At 31.9% G+C, this 23,017-nt stretch carries 24 protein-coding genes; all 24 read left to right on the forward strand.

Translation table 11 applies throughout. From position 1 onward, the window contains the following. Window positions 1–18 precede the first annotated feature (18 nt). Entirely contained in the window at window positions 19–1,473 is a 1,455-nt protein-coding gene (guaB, locus tag QZ286_RS04175; protein WP_291255716.1) for an IMP dehydrogenase, read from the forward strand. Window positions 1,474–1,653: 180 nt separating this feature from the next. Beyond that, a complete protein-coding gene (locus QZ286_RS04180) occupies window positions 1,654–2,346 on the forward strand; it encodes a toxin-antitoxin system YwqK family antitoxin (protein WP_291255717.1) in 693 nt (230 codons plus the stop codon). A 1-nt stretch (window position 2,347) separates the two neighbouring features. Next, window positions 2,348–3,199 (forward strand): KH domain-containing protein, encoded by an 852-nt coding sequence (locus tag QZ286_RS04185; RefSeq protein WP_291255718.1) that lies wholly within the window; start codon window positions 2,348–2,350, stop codon window positions 3,197–3,199. Further along, window positions 3,196–3,615 carry an HD domain-containing protein gene (locus QZ286_RS04190; protein ID WP_291255719.1) on the forward strand — a complete coding sequence of 140 codons (420 nt, stop codon included), beginning with the start codon at window positions 3,196–3,198 and terminating at the stop codon, window positions 3,613–3,615. The genes QZ286_RS04185 and QZ286_RS04190 overlap by 4 nt, the downstream gene beginning before the upstream one ends. Before the next feature lie 14 nt (window positions 3,616–3,629). Beyond that, entirely contained in the window at window positions 3,630–5,387 is a 1,758-nt protein-coding gene (locus QZ286_RS04195; protein ID WP_291255720.1) for a TIGR03960 family B12-binding radical SAM protein, read from the forward strand. A gap of 18 nt (window positions 5,388–5,405) precedes the next feature. Next, the gene (locus tag QZ286_RS04200) at window positions 5,406–6,080 is read left to right on the forward strand and encodes a uracil-DNA glycosylase (protein WP_291255721.1); all 675 of its coding nucleotides are present in this window, start codon (window positions 5,406–5,408) and stop codon (window positions 6,078–6,080) included. Between the two features lie 75 nt (window positions 6,081–6,155). After that, a complete protein-coding gene (locus QZ286_RS04205; protein WP_291255722.1) occupies window positions 6,156–6,509 on the forward strand; it encodes a hypothetical protein in 354 nt (117 codons plus the stop codon). A gap of 12 nt (window positions 6,510–6,521) precedes the next feature. Then, window positions 6,522–7,967, forward strand: a complete 1,446-nt coding sequence (locus QZ286_RS04210) for a UDP-N-acetylmuramoyl-L-alanyl-D-glutamate--2,6-diaminopimelate ligase (RefSeq protein WP_291255723.1) — start codon at window positions 6,522–6,524, stop codon at window positions 7,965–7,967. Window positions 7,968–7,972: 5 nt separating this feature from the next. After that, window positions 7,973–8,809 carry a 3-deoxy-8-phosphooctulonate synthase gene (gene kdsA, locus QZ286_RS04215; protein WP_291255724.1) on the forward strand — a complete coding sequence of 279 codons (837 nt, stop codon included), beginning with the start codon at window positions 7,973–7,975 and terminating at the stop codon, window positions 8,807–8,809. Window positions 8,810–8,819: 10 nt separating this feature from the next. Beyond that, entirely contained in the window at window positions 8,820–9,788 is a 969-nt protein-coding gene (locus QZ286_RS04220; RefSeq protein ID WP_291255725.1) for an SIS domain-containing protein, read from the forward strand. Window positions 9,789–9,868: 80 nt separating this feature from the next. After that, a complete protein-coding gene (locus QZ286_RS04225) occupies window positions 9,869–10,069 on the forward strand; it encodes a DUF1858 domain-containing protein (RefSeq protein ID WP_291255726.1) in 201 nt (66 codons plus the stop codon). A gap of 263 nt (window positions 10,070–10,332) precedes the next feature. After that, window positions 10,333–10,947, forward strand: coding sequence for a DUF445 family protein (locus tag QZ286_RS04230; protein WP_291255727.1), 615 nt, complete (start codon window positions 10,333–10,335; stop codon window positions 10,945–10,947). Between the two features lie 13 nt (window positions 10,948–10,960). Further along, a complete protein-coding gene (gene ruvB, locus QZ286_RS04235; protein ID WP_291255728.1) occupies window positions 10,961–11,959 on the forward strand; it encodes a Holliday junction branch migration DNA helicase RuvB in 999 nt (332 codons plus the stop codon). A gap of 3 nt (window positions 11,960–11,962) precedes the next feature. Further along, window positions 11,963–12,385, forward strand: a complete 423-nt coding sequence (locus tag QZ286_RS04240; RefSeq protein ID WP_291255729.1) for an Rrf2 family transcriptional regulator — start codon at window positions 11,963–11,965, stop codon at window positions 12,383–12,385. 9 nt (window positions 12,386–12,394) lie between these two features. Beyond that, on the forward strand, window positions 12,395–13,108 hold the full coding sequence (locus tag QZ286_RS04245; protein WP_291255730.1) for a 16S rRNA (uracil(1498)-N(3))-methyltransferase: 714 nt from the start codon (window positions 12,395–12,397) through the stop codon (window positions 13,106–13,108). Next, window positions 13,095–14,393, forward strand: a complete 1,299-nt coding sequence (gene mtaB, locus QZ286_RS04250; RefSeq protein ID WP_291255731.1) for a tRNA (N(6)-L-threonylcarbamoyladenosine(37)-C(2))-methylthiotransferase MtaB — start codon at window positions 13,095–13,097, stop codon at window positions 14,391–14,393. The genes QZ286_RS04245 and mtaB overlap by 14 nt, the downstream gene beginning before the upstream one ends. Further along, complete coding sequence (locus tag QZ286_RS04255; RefSeq protein WP_291255732.1) at window positions 14,386–15,354, forward strand: LytR C-terminal domain-containing protein; 969 nt, start codon at window positions 14,386–14,388, stop codon at window positions 15,352–15,354. The genes mtaB and QZ286_RS04255 overlap by 8 nt, the downstream gene beginning before the upstream one ends. Window positions 15,355–15,362: 8 nt before the next feature. Next, the gene (locus tag QZ286_RS04260; RefSeq protein ID WP_291255733.1) at window positions 15,363–15,779 is read left to right on the forward strand and encodes a hypothetical protein; all 417 of its coding nucleotides are present in this window, start codon (window positions 15,363–15,365) and stop codon (window positions 15,777–15,779) included. 5 nt (window positions 15,780–15,784) lie between these two features. Continuing rightward, window positions 15,785–17,617 (forward strand): penicillin-binding protein 2, encoded by a 1,833-nt coding sequence (mrdA, locus tag QZ286_RS04265; RefSeq protein ID WP_291255734.1) that lies wholly within the window; start codon window positions 15,785–15,787, stop codon window positions 17,615–17,617. Window positions 17,618–17,658: 41 nt separating this feature from the next. Further along, window positions 17,659–19,551 carry a ribonuclease J gene (locus tag QZ286_RS04270; protein ID WP_291255735.1) on the forward strand — a complete coding sequence of 631 codons (1,893 nt, stop codon included), beginning with the start codon at window positions 17,659–17,661 and terminating at the stop codon, window positions 19,549–19,551. A 17-nt stretch (window positions 19,552–19,568) separates the two neighbouring features. Beyond that, entirely contained in the window at window positions 19,569–19,874 is a 306-nt protein-coding gene (gene yhbY, locus QZ286_RS04275) for a ribosome assembly RNA-binding protein YhbY (protein WP_291255736.1), read from the forward strand. Window positions 19,875–19,890: 16 nt separating this feature from the next. After that, entirely contained in the window at window positions 19,891–20,376 is a 486-nt protein-coding gene (locus tag QZ286_RS04280) for a divergent PAP2 family protein (RefSeq protein ID WP_291255737.1), read from the forward strand. A 5-nt stretch (window positions 20,377–20,381) separates the two neighbouring features. After that, on the forward strand, window positions 20,382–22,208 hold the full coding sequence (gene dxs, locus QZ286_RS04285; RefSeq protein ID WP_291255738.1) for a 1-deoxy-D-xylulose-5-phosphate synthase: 1,827 nt from the start codon (window positions 20,382–20,384) through the stop codon (window positions 22,206–22,208). Continuing rightward, window positions 22,192–23,016 (forward strand): HD domain-containing protein, encoded by an 825-nt coding sequence (locus QZ286_RS04290; protein ID WP_291255739.1) that lies wholly within the window; start codon window positions 22,192–22,194, stop codon window positions 23,014–23,016. The genes dxs and QZ286_RS04290 overlap by 17 nt, the downstream gene beginning before the upstream one ends. Window position 23,017 lies beyond the last annotated feature (1 nt).

Below are 23,017 nucleotides of genomic sequence, written 5' to 3' on the forward strand. Positions count from 1 at the left end.
TATTAAAAGGAGTTGCAAATGAACGGAAAAATAGTAAAAGAGGCAATAACATTTGATGATGTATTGCTAATACCAGCAAAATCAGAAGTATTACCACATGAGGTAAGCTTAAAAACAAGACTTACAAAGGATATCGTATTAAACGTACCTATTCTAAGTGCAGCTATGGATACAGTTACAGAATCAGACTTAGCCATTGCTTTAGCAAGACAAGGTGGAATTGGATTTATACACAAAAATATGAGCATTGAAGACCAAGCTGCAGAAGTAGATAGAGTAAAAAGAATTGAAAGTGGAATGATCAGAAATCCAGTTACTTTAACAGCTGATTGTACAGTTGGACAAGCAGAGGATTTAATGAGAAGATATAAAATCTCTGGATTACCTGTAATAGAGGGTGAAGGAAAACTTATCGGTATAGTAACAAACAGAGATATAAAATACCATACAGATATGGAGCAACTAGTTGGAGATATAATGACAAAGGAAAATCTTATAACTGCTCCAGTAGGAACAACTTTAGATCAAGCTAAAGAGATCTTACTATCAAACAGAATAGAAAAATTACCAATAACAGATGAGAGTGGATATTTAAAAGGGTTAATCACAATAAAGGATATTGATAACTTAGCTGAATATCCAAATGCTTGTAAAGATTCACATGGAACTTTAAGAGTAGGAGCAGCAGTAGGAATAGGTGCTGATACATTAGAGAGAGTAACTGCACTAGTAAAAGCAGGAGTAGACATAATAACAGTGGACTCAGCTCATGGACACTCAGCTGGAGTAATTAGAAAGATAAGAGAGATTAGAGAAGCTTTTCCTAACTTAAACTTAATAGGTGGAAATATAGTTACAGCTGAAGCTGCATTAGATCTAATAGAGGCAGGAGTAGACGCTGTAAAGGTTGGAATTGGGCCAGGATCTATCTGTACAACAAGAGTTGTAGCAGGAGTAGGGGTACCTCAATTAACAGCTGTAAATGATGTTTTCCAAGTATGTAAAGAGAGAGGAATTGGGGTAATAGCTGATGGTGGAATAAAATTATCTGGAGATATAGTAAAAGCCTTAGCTGCAGGAGCAGATTGTGTAATGCTAGGTGGATTATTAGCTGGAACAAAAGAAGCACCAGGTGAAGAGATTATTCTTGAAGGAAAAAGATTCAAACTTTATGTTGGAATGGGATCAATAGCAGCAATGAAGAGAGGTTCTAAAGATAGATACTTCCAAAATGATGCAAAAAAATTAGTTCCAGAAGGAATAGAGGGACGTATCTCTTACAAAGGAAATTTAAAAGATGTTGTATTCCAACTTTGTGGAGGAATTAGAGCAGGTATGGGATACTGTGGAACTCCAACAATAGAGGATCTAAAATTAAATGGTAAATTTATAAAAATAACAGGTGCAGGACTAAGAGAGAGTCACCCACATGATATAACTATAACAAAAGAAGCACCTAACTATTCTAAATAAAATAGATAGAGAGAAATGGGAAAACAGTCACTTAAGTGATTCTGTTTTCCCTATTTTTTTAGAAGAGTAAAAAAATTATGTATAAAATTGAGATTTCACTTAAATAAGTAAAATATATATTAAAATTTCATAAAAAAAATAGTATAATAAATAGTATATATTTTTAAAAAGGAGAAGAGAGTGAAAAGAGGAATTGTAATCATATTAAATGTTGTTGTTTCAATGCTACTGTTTGGATCTGAATTTAAAGAGATGGTTCCATTAGAGAATAAATCTGCTATAAAAAAAGAAGAGGTAAAAGTAGAGGAGAAAAAAGAGCCAGAAGTAAAAAAAGTAGAAGATGTAAAGGATAAAATTAGAATAGAGGATCTATCTGTAAAAAGAGTTGGGAATGATGGTAAAATATATGCTGGAGATGAAAAAATTCCCTATACAGGTAAACTTGCTCTATTTTTAGGAGATATAGTAGAGTATACAGAGTCATATGTAGATGGAGTATTAGAAGGCCCTAAGATATGGTATTCAGACAGTGGTACTGTGGTACTGGAAGAGAGTTATAAGGATAATAAGGTTGAAGGGGAGCAGAGAGCTTATTATGAAGATGGAAAGTTAAAATCAATTGTAGTTTATAAAAATGATAAGGTTATCAGTTTGGAATCTTTTGCCAGAGATGGAAAGATATTGTATAAGAGTGACCTAAGTAAGGGAACAGGAATATGGAAGTATTTTTGGGAGAATGGACAGATTTTAGAAGAGGGAAAATATAAAAATTGGAAAAAAGATGGTGTTTGGGTAAAATATCGTGAAAATGGAGAAGTAGACGTAACTACAACTTATAATAATGGAAAATTAGTTAGTCAAGTGTGGGGATAGAATGGATATAAGATCAATTGAAAAAACAGAGAAGTTTGGTTACATGTTCTATGTAAAATATAGTGGGACAAAGTTTCAATCATTTGATGAGATGGTAGGAAAGAGAAGTGTAAAGGGTTACTTTAGAGAAGTGATGGAGAAGGTAGGATTTAGCTGGGCAAAGGGAGTACAGCAAGCTGGAAGAACAGATGCTAAGGTGAGTGCTACAGAAAATATCCTCTACGTAAGTAGTAATTACAGTGGAGATAAGAGGGAGTTGCAGGATAGATTTAATGAGGTATCAAATGGCGATTTAAAAGTTACAATGATAAAGAAAACACTTCCAAATCTAGTTTTTCCTGAATGTATAAAAAGAAGAGAGTATATCTATGAGTATCCTAGAAAGAGAGTAAAAAATACTCTTGAAGAGATAGAAAATTTGTGTAAAAAGCTTTCTGGGAAATATGATGTAAGTGAGTTTACTGATAAGAAAGGCTTGGAGTTAAAGGAGCATATTAGAGAGGTAGAGATAAATTATAGAGATGGAAAACTATACTTTTCTGGAAACTCTTTTATGCCAAAACAGGTTAGAATGATGTCAGGCTATATTTTAACTGGAAAAAAAGAGGCAATAGAAGGAAAATATCTTACTCTTAGTAAGATTATATTAGAAGATGAATTAAAGAGAAATATCTTTGAAGAGATCAGTGATCTAAAGATAGAGAGTGTTGAAAAGATAGAGAGTAATGCTGACAGAAGTATCTATATATTTTATACCCTAAAGAGTAAAAAGGGAGAGTTAATAGGTAAAAATGGAAAAAATATCAAAGCTCTCAAGAAAACTTATGGAACTGTAGTTGTGAGAGAGATATGATAGCTAGAATAAGGCAGGGATTGATATTTATATTTGGAAGATATAAAGAGGAATGGAACAATGAGATAAAAGGAGTCTTAACACCAGAGGAGTATGAGATATTTAAAAATATGAGTAGATATGATAGGATACACTCCTTTAGATTGTACAGATTGGTAAAAGATGATGAGCTTTTAGGTGAGAAGAGATTGTATCAAAAATTAGCTCTATTACACGACTGTGGAAAGTATAATGCCTCTTTATACAGAAGGGTAAAGAAAGTTTTGATTGGAGAGAAGAGTTTAGAGAATCATAGCGAAATCTCTTATGAAAAATTAAAAAATATAGATATAGAGTTAGCAAAATTGGCAAGAGAACATCACTCTAGTTCAAAGGATATATATTTAAAAAGATTTCAAAAGTTAGATGATGAGTAGATTAAGGAGATGTAATGAGAGTAGATTTAGATAAATATTTATTAAAAGTAGAGAAACCGGGACAGTATCTGGGGAATGAGATCAATAGTATTCACAAGGAGAAGTTTGATGCTAGAATGTGTCTGTTTTTCCCAGATATATATGAAGTGGGAATGTCAAACTTAGGAATAAGAATACTGTATAGTATTTTAAATAGAGTGGAAGGATTCTCATTAGAGAGAGGATTTTCACCTATGGAAGACATGGAAAAGATTATGAGAGAGAACGGTGTTCCAATGTTCTCATTAGAGAGTAAGACACCTTTAAAAGAGTTTGATGTAGTTGGATTTTCACTCTCTTATGAGATGTGTTATCCAAATGTATTGAATGCTTTAGACTTAGCAGGAATACCTTTGAGAAGAGAGGATAGAGGAGAGGAGTATCCGTTGATAATGGCAGGTGGTACTTGTATGGTAAACCCTATTCCTATGGAAAAATTCTTAGACTTTATAGTTATTGGAGATGGAGAAGAGGTAATGACTAAGATTGCTAAGATCTTAGTTGAAAATAAAGATAGGAGCAAGATTGAAAAGCTAGAACTTATAAAGGATTTTGATGGAGTTTATGTTCCTTCAATACATAAGAGAGATAAAAAGATTAAGAGATCAATTGTAAGTAATTTAGATGATGTAGAGTACTATGAAGATCAGATAGTACCATATATAAATATAGTACATGATAGAGCAACTGTAGAGATACAGAGAGGATGTTCTAGAGGATGTAGATTCTGTCAGGCTGGAATTGTTTATAGACCTGTTAGAGAGAGAAGTTTAGACAAAAATGTTGAATTGATAGAGAGAATGATAAAAAATACTGGTTATGGAGAGGTATCACTCTCTTCACTAAGTAGTAGTGATTATAGTAAAATTGATAATTTGATTAAAATTATAAAAGATAGATATGATCATAGAAACTTAGGTATATCTCTACCTTCACTTAGAATGAATACACACTCTGTAGAGGTAGCTGAAGATATCAGTGGTGGTAAAAGAACAGGATTTACATTTGCACCAGAAGCTGGATCACAAAGAATGAGAGATATTATAAATAAAGGTGTAAATGAAGAAGATGTATTAGAAACAGCAGAAGCTGCAGTTAGAGGTGGTTGGGAGACATTAAAATTCTATTTTATGATAGGACTTCCATTTGAAACTGATGAAGATGTAAAAGCGATATATGATTTAGCTAAAAAAGTTGTGGATAAGTGTAGACCAATAAATAAGAGATTAAATGTTACAGTTAGTGTTTCAAACTTTGTACCAAAACCTCATACACCATTCCAATGGGCAGAGCAGATGAACTTTGAAGAGATGAAGAGAAAACACACTATGTTAAGAGATCTATTTAGAGGGCAGAAAAGTTGCAATTTAAAAATACATGATATGAAAAAATCATACTTAGAAGGATTCCTATCTAGAGGTGATGAAAAAATATCTGACTTAATAGAACTTGCTTGGAAAAATGGAGCAAAATTAGATGATTATAAAGATAATTTTAATATCTGGAAAAATGCTATAGAAGAGTTGGGTATGGAGGAGAATGAGTATTTAAAATCCAGAGATATGGAGAGAGAACTTCCTTGGGATATAGTTGATATAAGTGTAGATAAGGAGTTTTTAAAGAAGGAATTGAAAAAAGCTGAAGAGGTGGCTTTAACTCCAGAGTGTAGGACTAAGTGTTCAAACTGTGGAATAAGAAAGAGATTTCCAAATTGTATGGTAATAGCAAAATAGAAGAGATCAGGAGGAGTTATGGTAACTTTTGGTAATGATTGGGATGAAATTTTAAAAGATGAGTTTGAAAAAGAGTATTATAAAAAATTAAGAAAATTTCTAATTGAAGAGTATAAAACTAGAGTTATATATCCAAAGATGGAGAATATATTCTCAGCTTTAAAATTAACAAGTTATAAGGAAACTAAAGTATTGATCTTGGGACAAGATCCCTATCATGGACCTAATCAAGCACATGGACTTGCATTTTCTGTAAATCCAGGGGTAAAAATACCACCTTCACTATTAAATATGTATAAGGAATTAAAAGCTGAATTGGGATTGGAGATACCTAATAACGGGTATCTAATTCCTTGGACTGAGCAGGGAGTACTTCTTTTAAATACAGCATTAACTGTTAGAGCAGGAGAGGCGAACTCACACTCTGGTATGGGCTGGGAGATATTTACTGACAATGTGATAAAACAGCTAAATGACAGGGAAGACCCAGTAATATTTGTGCTGTGGGGAAATAATGCTAGAAAGAAAAAGAGTTATATAACAAATAAACAACATTTTATATTGGAGGGACCACATCCTAGTCCACTCTCAGCAAGTAGAGGATTTTTTGGATGTGATCACTTTAAAAAGATAAATGAAATCTTAAGAAATATAGGGAAAAAAGAGATAGATTGGCAGATAAAAAGTGTATAGTAGCGTTAAAAAAATACGTCACAAGGATGCCACACTAATTTAATATAATGAAGAAAATGAATGTGGAGGACTATTATGAAATATTTAGGCATATGTATATTGTTATTTACTGTATCTAAACTAAATATTTTAGGGAATGAGAGATTTTGTGATGAAACAGGTATTATTTTTATTCAAAATTTGACGACTCAACAAAGAGATGAAGTAACAAGAATGAGGGCTGAGTTTTTGGAGGAGTTCAATCTGATAAAGAAAAAAATAAATGAGATAAGAATGGAAACTCAGATGGAGATGAGAAAAGAGAAACCAGATTGGAATGAGATAAAAAAATTGAATAAAGAGTATTCTAAATTACAAAATACTTTAGATAAGGGTGTCAATGATTATCGAGAGAAAATGCATACTATAAATATCGAATTTATCAAGTAATATGGAGGAGTTATGGAAGATTTACTGCAAGGAGTAGAGTATAGAATACTTCAAAAATCATCAGAAGGATCAGAGTATACTGGAATTGAATATGATTCAAGAAAGATAAAAAAAGGTGATATTTTTATAGCTTTGGAAGGGGCTATAGTAGATGGACATAAATATATAAAACAAGCAGTAGAAAATGGAGCAAAGGCTGTTATTGTTTCTAAAGAGGTAGAATTAGAGTTTCCAATAGATTATATACTTGTTAAAGATTTAAGAAAAAACTTAGGGATAATAGCTTCAAATTTTTATAACTACCCACAAAATAGATTAAAAATAATAGGAATTACAGGTACAAATGGAAAGACAACATCAACTTACCTATTGGAATCTATCTTAGGAGAGGATAGAGTTGCAAGAATAGGGACAGTTGAGTATAAAATTGGAGATGAGATAATAGAGGCTCCAAATACTACACCAGAGTCATTAGATATAGTTAAAATGTGTAAAAAAGCTGTAGATAAAGGTTTAGAATACTTAGTTATGGAGGTTAGTTCTCATGCTCTTTCTCTAGGAAGAGTAGATATGCTAAAGTTTGATGTTGCATCATTTACCAATTTAACTTTAGATCACTTAGATTACCACAAAAATATGCAAAACTATTTTGAAGCTAAGAGAAAACTTTTTACAATGACAAAGTGTAAGGATAGTACAGCTATCAATATAGATGATCCTTATGGAGAGAGATTGTATGAAGAGTTTGGAGGATACTCTTACTCTTTGAATAGAGAAGCAGACCTGATGGGTGAGATCCTAGAGTTTCATAGTGATGGTCAATTGGTAAGATTGAAAATAGGTAAAGAGAGTTATGAGATTAAGTTAGCTATTTTAGGAAGATACAATCTATACAATGTTTTGGGAGTTATAGGTATAGCTTTAAAATTGGGTGTAGATGAGAAGAGTATCTTAAAAAGATTGGAGAGCTTGAAGGGGGCACCTGGAAGATTTGAGCTTGTTAACTGTGGACAAGACTACATTGTTGTAGTAGATTATGCTCATACTGGTGATGCACTTGAGAATATTTTAAATAGTATCAATGAGTTAAAAAAGGGAAGAGTGATAACTGTTTTTGGTTGTGGTGGAGATAGAGATTCTACTAAGAGACCGATAATGGGAAAAATAGCACAAGATCTCAGTGATATTGCTATATTGACATCTGATAATCCTAGAACTGAAGATCCACATAAGATAATTGAAGATGTATTGAAAGGAATGGACGGAAATAACTATATAGTAAAAGAGGATAGAGAGTGTGCTATTGTAGAGGCTATAAAAATAGCTCAAAAAAGTGATATAATCTTAATAGCTGGTAAAGGGCATGAGACTTATCAAATTTTAGGAAGAAAAAAGATACACTTTGATGATAGAGAGATAGCAAGAAGAGAGATTGTAAAGAAAAAAATAGGAGGATAAGGGGAATGGTAGATAAGGTAAAGGTAGTAAAAGTTGGAAAGAATATAGAGATTGGTGGAAATAAAAGATTTACTCTAATAGCTGGTCCTTGTGTAATAGAATCAGAAGAACTAGTGATGGAAGTGGCTGGAAAGATAAAGGAGATCTGTGATAGACTGGGAATACAGTATATTTTTAAAGCTTCTTTTGACAAGGCTAATAGATCATCAATACACTCATTTAGAGGACCTGGTTTGGAAAAAGGACTGGAGATATTGAAAAAGGTAAAAGAGAAGTATGATCTACCTGTTATAACTGATGTACATGAAACTTGGCAGTGTAAAAAAGCAGCTGAAGTTGTAGATATACTACAAATTCCAGCATTTTTATGTAGACAGACAGATCTACTTTTAGCAGCAGCTGAAACAGGATTACCAGTAAATATTAAAAAAGGTCAATTCTTAGCTCCTTGGGATATGAAGAATGTGGTTACAAAGATGGAAGAGAGCAATAACGAAAATATTTTACTTTGTGAAAGAGGAAGTACTTTTGGATATAACAATATGGTAGTGGATATGAGATCTTTTATGGAGATGAGAAAATTTGGTTATCCAGTAGTATTTGACGTAACTCACGCAGTACAGAGACCAGGAGGATTAGGGACAGCGACTTCAGGGGATAGAGAGTATGTATTCCCACTTATGAGAGCTGGATTAGCAATAGGAGTAGATGCTATATTTGCAGAGGTTCATCCAAATCCAAATGAAGCAAAATCTGACGGACCAAATATGTTATTTTTAGATGATTTAGAAGAGATATTAAAAGTAGCAATAAAGATAGATGATTTAGTAAAAGGAAGATAAGGGGAGAGCTATGGAGTTTAATGAGGTTGACTATGCAAGAAGTGTATTTGATGCAGAGATAGAGGAGCTACAAAGGGTAAAAAGTGCTTTAAATAGCGATATTACAAAGGTTACAGAGTTAATACTAAATTCAAATGGAAAAGTAGTGGTAACAGGAATAGGAAAATCAGGATTGATTGGAAAGAAAATAGCAGCAACATTAGCTTCAACAGGAACATCAGCAATATTTATGAATTCAGCTGAAGGGTTACATGGAGATTTAGGAATGATAGGTTCAGATGATGTTGTATTGGCAATCTCAAATAGTGGAAACAGTGATGAGATAGTTTCGTTGCTACCCTCTATTCAAAAAATAGGAGCAAAGGTAGTAGCTATGACAGGAAATAGAAATTCAAGATTGGGAAGAGCAGCTGACTATGTATTGAATATAGGAGTTAGTAAAGAGGCTTGTCCTCTAAATCTAGCTCCGATGTCATCAACTACAAGTACTTTAGTTATGGGAGATGCCTTGGCAGCAATTCTGATAAAAAGAAGAGATTTTAAACCAGAAAATTTTGCTGTATATCATCCAGGAGGAAGTTTGGGAAAAAGACTTCTTATGAGAGTTGAAGATATAATGAAAAAAGGTAATGAGCTTCCATTCTGTGATAAAGAGAGTCCAATAAAAGATGTTATTCTAACTATGACGGAGAAAAGTTTAGGTGCTGTATGTGTTATGAATGGAGATCTTATGGTAGGTATTATAACTGAGGGGGATATAAGAAGAGCTTTGACAAAAGAGGGAGAGTTCTTTACATTTAGAGCCAAAGATATAATGACAAGAAACTTTACTAAAACAGATTCTAAAAGTATGGCAATAGATGCCTTAGAATTAATGGAAAATAGACCTAGTCAGATAACTGTATTACCAGTTATAGATGACAATAAACTTGTTGGAATGGTGAGAGTACACGACCTGTTAAATGTTGTAGGAAGATAATTATAATAAAAGTTGACATAACAAGTAAATTTTATTATAATAGTAGTGTATAATTTTAAAAATCAATAGGAGTGATAATTATGGTAACAAGAGATACAAATATTTTAGTAGCTGTTCAAAACTATCCTGTTATAAGAGAAGTATTCGCAAAGTACGGTCTTGGATGTGTAGGTTGTATGATCGCAGCTGGAGAGACTTTAGGAGAGGGGATTGCAGCTCACGGATTAGATGCAGATGCTGTAATAGCTGAAATAAACAAAGTTATATCTGAGCAAAAATAGTTCTAAAGAGCAATTAAATTTTAAATAGTGAGATTTAAAAAATAAGAGGAAAATATTGTTACAGTTCAAAGAGTTTTTACCATTCAATGTAATAATTTTTTTCCTCTTTTTACGTATTAAAATAGAGAAAAAATGAGAATTAGAATTAATTTCAAAAGGATAATATAATTGAAAAAAACTCAAATTTATGATAAAATAGTTTACTGGAATAGTAAAAAAAATAGTCGAAATTTTATAGAGATTTTTAAGAGAGGGAGAGAGAATTGAACATAGAGATATTGATAAAATTAGTGCTAATAGTGGGGATAGGAGCTGGAATAGGTTGGATTACTAACTATGTAGCAATAAAGATGCTTTTTAGACCATATAAAGAGATAAATTTTGGGCTGTTTAAGATACAGGGATTGTTGCCTAAAAGAAAACATCAAATAGGAGAGAGTATAGCTGATGTTATCCAAACTGAGTTAGTATCACTACAAGAGATTTTAAAATCACTAGATAGTAGTAATTTAGATGAAAAACTTAGTCTTATGGTGGATAAAATACTAGAAGAAAAACTTCAAAGTGAGATATCAAAAAGGTTCCCAATGTTAGCAATGTTTTTATCCAATGATATGTTAGAAAAGATAAAAGAGATGATAAAAGAATCTATCTTAGATAACAAGGAGTTAATACTTGCTACTTTTTCTAGTTATGTTGAAGAAAATGTTGATTTTAAAGGAATAATAGTAAAAAATATTGATGCTTTCTCATTGGAAAAGTTAGAAGAGGTAACCTATGGTTTAGCTGAAAAGGAGTTTAAACATATAGAGGTTATAGGAGCAATTTTGGGAGCATTGATAGGATTTGTTCAATTTATAATTGGAATGTTTATGTGAGGAGAAAAAATAGGTGGATAGAGTAATTACTGATCAAGAATTAGAAAATGAAATAGAGGTACAGAAGAGTTTAAGACCAAAGAGTTTTAAAGAGTATATAGGGCAAGAGTCATTAAAAGATAAGATGTCAATATATATAGAAGCAGCTAAAAGAAGAGGAAGTTCTGTAGATCATATATTATTATATGGACCACCAGGATTAGGGAAAACAACTTTAGCAGGGGTTATAGCCAATGAGATGGGAGCAAACTTGAAGATAACTTCAGGACCTGTCTTGGAAAGAGCTGGAGATTTAGCAGCTATTTTGACATCCTTAGAGGAGAATGATATTCTGTTTATTGATGAGATACATAGATTGAATAACACGGTAGAGGAGATACTGTATCCTGCAATGGAGGATGGAGAGCTGGATATAATAATTGGTAAGGGACCTTCAGCACGTTCAATAAGAATTGAATTGCCAAATTTTACATTGATAGGGGCAACAACTAGAGCTGGACTCTTGAGCTCTCCATTGAGAGATAGATTCGGGGTTACTCATAGAATGGAGTATTATACAGAGGAAGAGTTGGCTCAAATAATACTGCGTGGTGGAAAAATCTTAGGAGTTAAAGTTGAAAAAGAGGGAGCTTTGGAACTTGCAAGTAGAAGTAGAGGAACTCCAAGAATAGCCAATAGACTCTTAAAGAGAGTTAGGGATTATTGTGAGATAAGAGGTAATGGAATTATAAATAAAGAGATCTCAATGAAAGCTTTAGATATTTTAGGAATAGACTCAGTAGGATTAGATGATCTAGATAGAGATATAATAGATGCTATAATAGATAATTATGGTGGAGGACCTGTAGGGATAGAGACACTTTCTCTGCTTTTAGGAGAGGATAGAAGAACTTTAGAAGAGGTATACGAGCCTTTTTTAGTGAAGATAGGTTATATAAAGAGAACTAATCGAGGAAGAGTTGTAACGGAAAAAGCTTATGAACATTTTAAAAAAGTGAAGGAGCAGGAGTGAGAAATGAAGATAAGTACAAGAGTGAGATATGGATTGAAGGCTTTAGTTTATATTGCTGATAAGAGTAGTGAGAATAAATTAGTAAGAATAAAAGAGATATCTGATGAACAACATATATCTGTACAGTATTTAGAGCAGATTTTATTTAAGTTGAAAAATGAGAATATTATCGAAGGAAAAAGAGGACCAAATGGTGGATATAGACTTGCAAAGGAGCCTAAAGAGATAACTCTACACCAACTATATAAAATTTTGGACGAAGAGGAAAAAGTTATAGATTGTAATGAGAGTGAAGAGCATAAAGCTGTATGTGGTGAGGGAACTTGTTCTGGAAGTTGCATATGGGGAAAATTAGATAATGCAATGACTAAGATATTAGAGGAAACAACTTTAGATGAGTTTATAAAAAATAAAGATATGATATAGGAGAATTCTGTGATAAGTGTTATAATATCAGGAGAGAATATTTTTGAAAATAAGATAGTAATAGATGATCGTGGTGATGTTAATCACTTAAAAAATGTTTTTAGAGTAAAATTAGAAGAGAGAGTCAGAGCTGTAGATGGAGAAAAGGAGTATCTATGTAGAGTTGTAGAGATAGATAAAAAGTCTGTAACTTTATCAATAGATGAGATTAGAGAGGATAGCTTTTCTACTAAAGTAAAGATAGATGCAGCTATTGGAATTTTAAAAAATGATAAGATGGATCTAACTATTCAAAAACTTACAGAGATAGGAATACACAAGATAATACCTCTAGCAACAAAAAGAGGTGTAGCTAAAGTGGCGGAAAAAAAAGATAAATGGGATTTGATTGTGAAAGAGGCTTTGAAACAGTGTCAAGCAGTGAAGCCTTTAATTATTGATGAGATAACAAAAATAGATAAATTGAAGTTGTCTGATTATGATTTAGTAATAGTTCCTTATGAGTGTGAGGAGGAGTATACTTTAAAAAATCTTTTGATAAAACAGGAGAGTGAGATAGAAAGTGTACTTTATATAGTAGGACCCGAAGGAGGTTTTGATATAGAGGAGATTGAATATTTAAAATCAAAAGGTGCTAATATAGTAACATTGGGAAAAAGGATCTTAAGAGCAGAGACAGCTTCTATTGTAGTAGGAGGAGTTTTAGTAAATGAGTTTCAATAAAAAAGTGGCTTTTTATACTTTAGGTTGTAAAGTAAATCAGTATGAGACTGAAAGTATAAAAAATCAATTAATACAAAAGGGATACACAGAGACATCTTTTGACGAGAAGGCAGATATCTATGTTGTAAACTCTTGTACTGTAACAAGTGTGGCAGATAGAAAGACAAGAAATATGTTAAGAAGAGCCAAAAAAGTAAATCCAGAAGGAAAAGTTATAGTGACAGGTTGTTATGCACAAACTAATAGTAAAGAGCTATTAGAAATGGAAGATATAGATTATGTTATTGGTAATAAGTACAAAAAAGGTATTGTCAATTTTATAGAAGATATAGAAAATAGAAGTATGGATAGATTAAAAAATGATAATATTTTTGATGAGTATGAATATACTGAATATGAGTTTGCAACTTTAAGAGAGATGTCAAGAGCGTATGTAAAGATACAAGATGGATGTAATAATTTTTGCTCTTACTGTAAAATTCCATTTGCAAGAGGAAGAAGTAGATCAAGAAAGAAAGAGAATATCTTAAAAGAGATTGAAAAGTTAGTAGCAGAAGGGTTCAAAGAGGTAATTTTGATAGGTATCAACTTAGGAGCCTACGGTGAAGATTTAGAGGAAGATATAAACTTTGAAGATCTATTAGAAGAGATTTTAAAGATTGAAAATTTAAAGAGAGTGAGAATAGGATCAGTTTATCCTGATAAAATATCAGATAGATTTATAGAGATGTTTAAGTATGAGAATCTTATGCCACATTTACATATCTCTTTACAATCTTGTGATGATGCTGTTTTAAAGGCTATGAAGAGAAACTATGGAAGTGATCTAATAGAGAGTAGACTTTTAAAATTAAAAAAAAGAGTAAAGGATATGGAGTACACAGCAGATATAATTGTGGGATTCCCTGGAGAAACTGAAGAGATGTTTTTAAACTCATACAGAGTTATTGATAAGATTAAGTTTTCAGGACTTCATATTTTCCAATACTCTGATAGAGAGAAAACTTTGGCAAATACCTTAAAAAATAAAGTGGAACCAAAGATAAAAAAAGAGAGAGCAGATAGACTAGAAGAGTTAAGAAATAGTATGGCAGTAGAGAGTAGGGAAAAGTATATAGGAAAATCTTTAAAAATCCTTATTGAAGAGGAGATAGATGGATACCTATATGGATATAGTGAAAACTATTTAAGGGTTAAAGTAAAAGGCGACAAAAAATTATTAAATGAGATAATAGAAGTAAAAATTACCTCGTTAGAGAAGGAGTTGTTAGTAGCAGATGAATAGAAGAATGAGATCAATATTGACAGTATTATTTATAATAGTAGCATTAGTAGTTTTTTTATTTGCTAATTCATTGAGAAAAAATCCAGAGTTGGATAAGAATAGTAGTTATCTGATAATTGGAAAAGATAATTTAATAGCTGTTTATCAAGATAGATTAGCAGTAAAGATCCCTTTTGATATAAACATAGATAAGGAACAGACAATTAGAGAGTTGGTAAATAATAAGAATGAAGAAGAGGTATTGAAAGTAGTAAATAAAATATTACCAGTTTCACTAAATAACTATATGAGAGTAAGTTATGGACAGGTAAAATTAAATGTTAGAAATTCAAAAAATATACCTGAAACAATTATAGATAATAAGAGATACATAGTTACTTCAAGTATGTATTCAATGTTTGACTCATTGTATAATAACGCTAAAAATAAAAACGAGGTAAATGAAAATATAATAGTAGATGTCTTAAACGGAAATGATATCAATGGTTATGCTAGAAAGACTGGAGAGAGATTAAAAGAGAAATTGGGAGTTAAGTATAATGCAGCTAACTATGAAAATAGCTTAGATGAGAGTTATATTATACTTAATGATATATCTGTAGATAAAGCTCAAGAGATAGTTATGCAGATAAATGAAAAATACTTAAAAATTCAACAAGTACCTAGTGTACCAACACTAGCTAACATTGTTATAGTATTGGGAAAAGAGAAAAATATAGATTTTTCAATAGATGTAACAGGAGATAATGATAGTAAGATTAAATCTGCTGTGGAAAATTTAAAGAAAGATGGATATAAAAATATAAAGAGCGGAACTGATAAGAGTAAGGCAGAAAGCTCAATAATTGAGTATGCACCAGAGGATTATTTCATAGCTTATAAAATTTCTAAGGTATTGAATATAGATAATCTAATTGAGAAGTCAGATTTAAAAAATAAAATCAATATAATTGTAAAGTAGGAAGTTATATGTTATATGTATTATCTATTTTAGGCGTGTTCTTAGAGGTTAGTTTGCCTTTTAATGCTAATTTTTTAGTTGTTGCTCTGAGTTTTTTAGTTTATTTAATAGGAGCAAAGAGAGAAAAAAATATCTTAATAATAGGTATAATGGCTTTTATTTTATCACTACAAACAAATGATTTTTTCATAATAATGACAGTTTTTATCTGTAGTTATTATCTGTTAGATTTTTTGTTTTTACATTTATCATATAGTAAGAGTAATATTTTAATTTTTTCTTTAATACAGGGAGTTATCTATGCGGTATTATCCTATAGAAATTTAAAAGCTACATATGTAGTAGCTAATATCATAGGTTTTGTAGTATTGAACTATGTTTATATTTGTATTTCCAAAAGAAAAGATAAGAGTATTAAAGGATAATAGAGATGAAGAAAATAAAAAGAAGGAATATTGGAATAAAACTTGGGGAAGACAGCAGCTCAAGAAATATAATTGTAAAAGGTTTTATGCTGTTGGTATTTATACTTATAGGAATGAGAATGTTGTATCTTCAAGTCCTAAGGGGTGATGAATACTCATATCTTTCGGAAAAAAATAGATTTAAGATAAAGAAAATAGATGCTCCTAGAGGAAAAATTTATGATTCTAAAGGGAGATTGATAGTAACTAATGGATCTGGTTATAGATTGGTTTATCTCTATGAGAGAAAGCAAAATCCAGAAGTTGTAAAGGAGATAAGCACTTTAACAGGGTATCCAGAGGAGTTTATAACTAAGAGAATAAGATATGGAGAGATATTTCCATATACTAGAGAGAATGTAATAATAGAGGATTTAAATCCAGATGTTGCCCATAAGATTATGGAAAAATTAATGGATTATCCATATTTACAAGTACAAGTATATTCAAAAAGAAGATATTTATTTGATTCTGTGGCAGCACATAGCATAGGATATGTTAAAAAAATATCAGAAAAAGAGTATGAAAAGCTAAAAGATGAGGGGTATAGTCCAAGGGATGTCATTGGAAAAGATGGATTAGAGAGTGAATATGACAGAAAACTGCAGGGTGAAGATGGCTTTGAATATATTGAAGTAAATGCTTTGAATAAATTACAGAGAAAAGTCGAAAGAAAGAAAATGCCTGTACCTGGCGAGGACATGTATATCACTTTAGATATGGAGTTACAAGAGTATATGGAGCAACAGTTTAAAAAAGATGGTAGAGCAGGAGCTTTTGTAGCTATTAATCCTAAAAATGGAGAGATATTAACTTTGGTAAGTTATCCAACTTATTCATTAAATACTTTTAGCTCACAGATTTCATATGATGAATGGAATAAGATTATAAATGATCCTAGAAAACCACTTTCAAATAAGGCTATAGCTGGGGAGTACCCACCTGGCTCAGTATTTAAAGTAGTTTCAGCTGTAGCTTTTTTAGAGAATGGGGTTGATCCTAAGGAGACATATTATGATAAAACTGGGTATTATCAAATAGGAAAATGGAAGTGGAGAGCTTGGAAAGCTGGAGGACATGGTTATACTGATATGAAAAAATCAATAGTAGAATCAGCCAATCCATACTATTACAAAAATGCAGATATGATAGGTCATAAACCTATAATAGACACAGCTTCCTCTTTTGGTTTGGGAAAGAGAACAGGAATTGATATTCCAGGAGAGAAGAGAGGCTTACTTCCAGATGTAGCTTGGAAGAAAAAGATGATAGGAAGTAGTTGGTTTAAAGGGGATACTATACTATTATCAATAGGACAAGGATATCTTTTAGTAACACCATTACAAATAGCAAATGTATACGCAGCAATAGCTAATCGGGGAGAGGTTTATACTCCACACTTAGTTAAGGAGTTTCAAGATTCAAAGGGAAATATCTATCCTGTAGAATTACATGAACAAAAGATAAAGACATATCCAAAGTCATATTATAATGTATTAAATGATGCCTTAGTGGCAACTGTATCTCAAGACAACGGAACAACCAAAGTCTTAAGAACACCAGGAATGCAGGTTGCAGCAAAGAGTGGATCAGCTCAGAATGCTCACTCTAAAATAACACACGCTTGGGTAGCTGGATATTTTCCAGCTGATAATCCTGAAATAGTTTTTGCTACTATACTAGAAGGTGCTGGTGGTGGTGGTGCTGTTGCTGGAGGAATGACGAGAAAATTTATTGATAAATACCTAGAGATAAAAAATAGAGAAAGAGAAGAAAAAGAGAGTGAAATTAAGAATTAAATTTGTAATGGTGGAGGTAAAATAAGGAAAAAGGAGAGAAAATGTTAAGGACAGAAAAAGGCAGTATTAATCAAGAGAAGAAAAGAAGACTTGAAAAAAAATTAAAACTAGAAAATACTAGTGGAGTAGATGGTATAAAAGAAAAAATAAAGGCTATTAAGGCTGGAATAAAAGAGCTAAAGGGTGAAAAACCTAAAAAAGTAACTAAAGAGGTAAAAGTTTTAGATAAAGTAGTAGTAAGTGATACAAAAGAGATTAAGAGTGCAAAAGAGGAGAAAATGTATGTTATTCCTCTAGGTGGATTGGAAGAGGTAGGAAAAAATAGTACTGTAATCCAATATAGAGATGAGATTATAATAATTGATTCTGGAGTTATATTTCCAGATGATAACTTGCTAGGAATAGATCTAGTTATCCCAGATTTTAGCTTTTTAGAAAACAATAAAGATAAGATAAAAGGATTATTTATTACACACGGACATGAGGATCATATAGGATCAATTCCATATCTTTATCAAAAAATTGATAAGAGTGTTCCAATGTTTGGAGGAAAATTAACTCTTGCACTAGCTAAATCAAAATTTGAAAATGGTTTTGGCAAAGATATCCCTAAGATGAAAGAGGTAAAGGGAAGAAGTAAGATAAAAGTAGGAAAATACTTTACTGTAGAATTTATAAAAATAACTCACTCAATAACAGATGCTTATTCTATTTTTGTAACAACTCCAGCTGGAACAGTATTCCATACAGGAGATTTTAAGATAGATCTAACTCCAGTAGATGGAGAGGGAGTAGATTTTGCTAGATTATCTCAAATAGGAGAGCAAGGAGTAGATCTAATGCTTTCAGACTCAACAAACTCTGAGGTAGATGGATTTACACCGTCAGAAAGAAGTGTTGGAGAGGCATTTAAAGTGGAGTTTTCAAAAGCTAAAGGAAGAATAATAGTGGCAGCTTTTGCTTCACACGTACATAGATTACAACAGATAGTAAATGTTGCACAGGAGTATGGAAGAAAGATAGCAATAGATGGAAGAAGCTTGGTTAAAGTTTTTGAGATAGCAGGTAGTTTAGGTTATTTAAATGTTCCTAATGATATGATGGTACCACTGTCAGAGGTCGATAGCTTAAAGGATAACAAAGTTGTAATACTTTGTACTGGAACACAGGGAGAACCGATGGCAGCTCTTTCAAGAATAGCTAAAAATATGCATAAGCATATAAAGATAAAAGAGGGAGATACAGTAATAATATCTGCTACTCCAATACCTGGAAATGAGAGAGCAGTATCCAATAATATAAATAATTTATTAAAATATGATGCTCAGGTTGTATTTAAAAAGATAGCAGGAATACATGTTTCTGGTCATGGAAGTAAAGATGAGCAAAAATTGATGTTGAATCTGATAAAACCTAAGTACTTTATGCCTGTTCACGGAGAGCATAAGATGTTAAAGGCTCATAAAGATACAGCTATAGAGACTGGAGTACCTAAGAATAATATCATAATAGCTCAAAATGGTAGTAAGATAGAAGTGACAAAATCAGGTGCAAAGATAAAGGGAAAAGTTAATGCAGGTTGTACTCTTGTAGATGGTTTAGGTGTTGGAGATATAGGAAATATCGTTTTAAAAGACAGACAACAACTATCTCAAGATGGAGTTGTAGTAATAGTTTTCACTTTAGATAAGAGAACAGGAAAGATAGTTGCAGGTCCTGATATAGTGACAAGAGGATTTGTTTACTCAAAAGAGTCAGATGATATAATTAAAGAGGCGATAGAGAGTATAAAAGAAAAAATAGACGATACACAGAACTATTATTCAAAAGACTGGGGTCTATTAAAGAATTTAACAAGAGATATAGCAGCAAAATATTTTTATAATAAGACAAAAAGAAATCCAATGATATTACCGATTATAATGGAAGTATAGGAGAAAAGGAGAAGAAGATGGAATTAACAAGTAAAAGAAGAGCATATTTAAGAAAGAGAGCACACGATTTAGATGCATTAGTAAGAATAGGAAAAGATGGTGTAACAGATAATCTAATCCAAAGTATATTAGATGCTATTGATTCAAGAGAGCTTTTAAAAGTTAAGATACTTCAAAATTGTGAAGAGGAAAAAGGAGAGATAATGGAGCAATTATCTCAATGTAAAGAGTTTGAAGTAGTAGGAATAATTGGAAGAACTATAATCTTATTTAGAGAAAATGAAGAAAAACCAGTAATTTCTTTAGAATTAAAAAATATATAAGTAAGGGGATATAAGTATGAGTCCCGGGATAATTTTTGGCAATAGGGTACTAGATGTAGTTTTTGTAGCTTGGTTTATAGCACAATTTTATAAGGTGATTAGTTCAATCTTTATAGAGAAAAGACTAAATATAAGAAGAATGTGGGAGACAGGTGGTATGCCCAGCTCTCACAGTTCTACAGTTTCTTGTTTGACAACATGCATAGGTATTCGTTATGGAACAAGTAGCGACTTATTTGCTATCTCAATAATATTGTCAGGAATAGTTATGTATGATGCTACTGGAATTAGAAGGGCAGCAGGAAAACAAGCAGGAGTAATAAATCAGTTTGTTGAAAAGATACCTCTTATATTAGGACAGAAAAGATATGAGAGATATTTTGGATTGGAGAAAAGTGAAAAGTTAAAGGAGCTTTTGGGACATACACCATTTGAGGTGTTGATTGGGTGTATTTCAGGAATAGTAGTTGGTTTGGTTTTCATGAAGTATTTACAGGGGTAGGATAGATGAAGAGTATACAAGAGATGAATATAGAAGAAATGAATAATAAGGCAGAAAGCATAAGAAAAACTCTAATTGAAACAGTGAGTAAAAATGGTGGGCATCTATCTTCTAACCTTGGGATAGTTGAACTGACTCTATGCTTACATAAAGTTTTTGATTTTTCAAAAGATAGATTACTATTTGATGTTGGACATCAGTCATATGTCCATAAATTACTTACTGGAAGAGATAAAGATTTTCATACTCTAAGAAAAAGAGGTGGAATAGGACCATTTAGTGATCCTAAAGAGAGTGACACAGATCCATTTATATCAGGACATGCAGGGACAGCTCTTTCAGCAGGAGCAGGGATAGCAATGGGATCTCCAGAGAAAAAAGTAGTTGTGGTAGTAGGAGATGCATCAATATCAAATGGACACTCATTAGAAGCACTTAACAATATAGGTGGAAATAAACTGAAAAATCTTATTATTATTTTAAATGATAATGAGATGTCAATAGGAAAAAATGTTGGCTCACTTTCAAGGTTTTTTGGGAAATTTATGGTAAGTGAGAAGTATATGAACTTTAGAGATGATGTCAAAGGGATTATAAAAAAGATAAAAATAGCTAATGGAGTTTCTAATACATTGGAAAGAATGGAATCTTCGGTAAAAAACTTTTTCCTGCCTTTGAGTATGTTAGAGAGCCTTGGATTTAAATTTTTTGGTGTCTTAGATGGGCATAATATGGAGGAACTACTTTCAACTCTTAACAAGATAAAAAATATGGAGGGGCCAATATTTATTCATATTAAAACTCAAAAGGGAAAGGGTTACTCTTATGCTGAAGAGGACAAGGAGAAGTTTCATGGAATATCTCCATTTAATATGGAAACGGGAACTACAGCTTCAAGTATGAAGACATATTCAAGTATATTTGGAGAGAAGATAGTTAAATTAGCTGAAGAGGATAAGGATATATTTGCTATCTGTTCTGGTATGGTTAAGGGAACAGGCTTGGGAGAGTTTTTTAAGAGGTTTCCAGAGAGAGCTATAGATACAGGAATAGCAGAAGGATATGCTGTAACCTTTGCTGGTGGATTGGCAACACAGGGCAAAAAACCTTATGTAGCTATCTATTCAACTTTTTTACAAAGGGGATATAGTCAACTGATACACGATATATCTTTACAAAAGTTACCAGTTAGATTTATAGTTGATAGAGCTGGAATTGTAGGAGAGGACGGAAAGACTCACAATGGATTGTATGATCTTTCAGTATTTTTAACAATTCCGAATTATACTGTAATGGCACCTGCCACATCCAAAGAGTTGGTGGAGATGTTGGAGTTTTCTAAGGAGTTTCAAGAGGGACCACTAGTAATTAGAATACCTAGAGAGATAGAGTATAATATAGCTGAAGAGAATAGATTTAGATTGGGAAAATGGAACGAGATAAGAAAAGGAAAAGAAAATCTTTTTATAGCTACTGGAAGTATGGTAAAAGAGATTTTAAGTATAGAGGATAGATTAAAATCTAAAGGAATAGAGGGAACAATAGTAAATGCATCGACACTTAAACCTTTGGATGAAGAGTATCTTTTAGATTGTGTAAATAAATATGAGAATATATTTGTTTTAGAAGAAGCCTATGAGAAAAATTCTTTTGGAAGTAGTATAATGGAATTTTACAACAAAAGGAATATAAGTAAGATAATAAAAAAAATATCTATAGAAAATGGAGCTATACCTCACGGTAAGAGAGATGGACTTTTGGAAGAGTTTGGGTTAAGAGGCGAAAATTTAATAGGAAGAATTGAGGAAAAAATAGATGCAAGAAAAGAATAAAAAAGCATTAGAATTTATAAACTCTCTTTTAAATCTAGAGATGGTACAAGATTTAGAGCTTTTTGATGATCAGGGAGTAAAGGTGTCAACTCACACATATGATGTTTTAAAAATTTCAATAGATGAATTAAAAAGAGATTATAGAACATATTTAGAGGCTAAAGAGAGAGTTGATTTTTTTGCTCTAACAGTTGGAATTATAATACATGACTTAAGTAAGGGAAGTATAAGAAAAACTGAAGAAAAATTCTCACATTCTCAGATGATGCTAAAGAAACCAGAGTATATCACAAAAGAGGCAGAAAAAGTATTAAAAGAGATAGAAGAGAAGATAGGTATGGAGTTAAAGGATAATATAAAGAAGAATATAATCCATATAGTTCTTTCTCATCATGGTAAATGGGGAAAGATTCAACCTAATAGTAAAGAGGCTCATATAGTACATAGAGCTGATATGTATTCAGCTAAATATCATAGAATAAATCCTATTGGAGCAGATAAGATTTTGGAATTGATGGCTAAGGGTGTCCAATTAGATGATATTCCAGAGAGATTAAACTGTACTCAAGGAGTTATAAAGGATAGGTTAAAGAGGGCTAAACAGGAGTTGAAGGTAAAGACTACTAAACAACTTTTGAACTACTATAAAAAGAATAAAAAAATTCCAATCGGAGATAACTTTTTTATTCAAAGAGTAAGAGAGACAGAGAAGTTAAAAAGAATAGTTGATAAAAAAGGATTTAAAAATATAATGTTAGAAAGTCCTCTTTTATCATATATGATAGATGAGGAGATCTTTAAAATCTGAG

The sequence above is a fragment of the Fusobacterium sp. genome, from assembly GCF_019012925.1.
Taxonomy (GTDB): Bacteria; Fusobacteriota; Fusobacteriia; order Fusobacteriales; family Fusobacteriaceae; genus Fusobacterium_A.

Excerpts from the sequence above, each read along its gene's own strand:
- guaB (WP_291255716.1), top strand. The coding sequence starts at position 19 with ATGAACGGAAAAATAGTAAAAGAGGCAATAACATTTGATGATGTATTG.
- QZ286_RS04185 (WP_291255718.1), top strand. The coding sequence starts at position 2,348 with ATGGATATAAGATCAATTGAAAAAACAGAGAAGTTTGGTTACATGTTC.
- QZ286_RS04190 (WP_291255719.1), top strand. The coding sequence starts at position 3,196 with ATGATAGCTAGAATAAGGCAGGGATTGATATTTATATTTGGAAGATAT.
- QZ286_RS04195 (WP_291255720.1), top strand. The coding sequence starts at position 3,630 with ATGAGAGTAGATTTAGATAAATATTTATTAAAAGTAGAGAAACCGGGA.
- QZ286_RS04200 (WP_291255721.1), top strand. The coding sequence starts at position 5,406 with ATGGTAACTTTTGGTAATGATTGGGATGAAATTTTAAAAGATGAGTTT.
- QZ286_RS04205 (WP_291255722.1), top strand. The coding sequence starts at position 6,156 with ATGAAATATTTAGGCATATGTATATTGTTATTTACTGTATCTAAACTA.
- QZ286_RS04210 (WP_291255723.1), top strand. The coding sequence starts at position 6,522 with ATGGAAGATTTACTGCAAGGAGTAGAGTATAGAATACTTCAAAAATCA.
- kdsA (WP_291255724.1), top strand. The coding sequence starts at position 7,973 with ATGGTAGATAAGGTAAAGGTAGTAAAAGTTGGAAAGAATATAGAGATT.
- QZ286_RS04220 (WP_291255725.1), top strand. The coding sequence starts at position 8,820 with ATGGAGTTTAATGAGGTTGACTATGCAAGAAGTGTATTTGATGCAGAG.
- QZ286_RS04225 (WP_291255726.1), top strand. The coding sequence starts at position 9,869 with ATGGTAACAAGAGATACAAATATTTTAGTAGCTGTTCAAAACTATCCT.
- QZ286_RS04240 (WP_291255729.1), top strand. The coding sequence starts at position 11,963 with ATGAAGATAAGTACAAGAGTGAGATATGGATTGAAGGCTTTAGTTTAT.
- mtaB (WP_291255731.1), top strand. The coding sequence starts at position 13,095 with ATGAGTTTCAATAAAAAAGTGGCTTTTTATACTTTAGGTTGTAAAGTA.
- QZ286_RS04255 (WP_291255732.1), top strand. The coding sequence starts at position 14,386 with ATGAATAGAAGAATGAGATCAATATTGACAGTATTATTTATAATAGTA.
- QZ286_RS04260 (WP_291255733.1), top strand. The coding sequence starts at position 15,363 with ATGTTATATGTATTATCTATTTTAGGCGTGTTCTTAGAGGTTAGTTTG.
- mrdA (WP_291255734.1), top strand. The coding sequence starts at position 15,785 with ATGAAGAAAATAAAAAGAAGGAATATTGGAATAAAACTTGGGGAAGAC.
- QZ286_RS04270 (WP_291255735.1), top strand. The coding sequence starts at position 17,659 with ATGTTAAGGACAGAAAAAGGCAGTATTAATCAAGAGAAGAAAAGAAGA.
- yhbY (WP_291255736.1), top strand. The coding sequence starts at position 19,569 with ATGGAATTAACAAGTAAAAGAAGAGCATATTTAAGAAAGAGAGCACAC.
- QZ286_RS04280 (WP_291255737.1), top strand. The coding sequence starts at position 19,891 with ATGAGTCCCGGGATAATTTTTGGCAATAGGGTACTAGATGTAGTTTTT.
- dxs (WP_291255738.1), top strand. The coding sequence starts at position 20,382 with ATGAAGAGTATACAAGAGATGAATATAGAAGAAATGAATAATAAGGCA.
- QZ286_RS04290 (WP_291255739.1), top strand. The coding sequence starts at position 22,192 with ATGCAAGAAAAGAATAAAAAAGCATTAGAATTTATAAACTCTCTTTTA.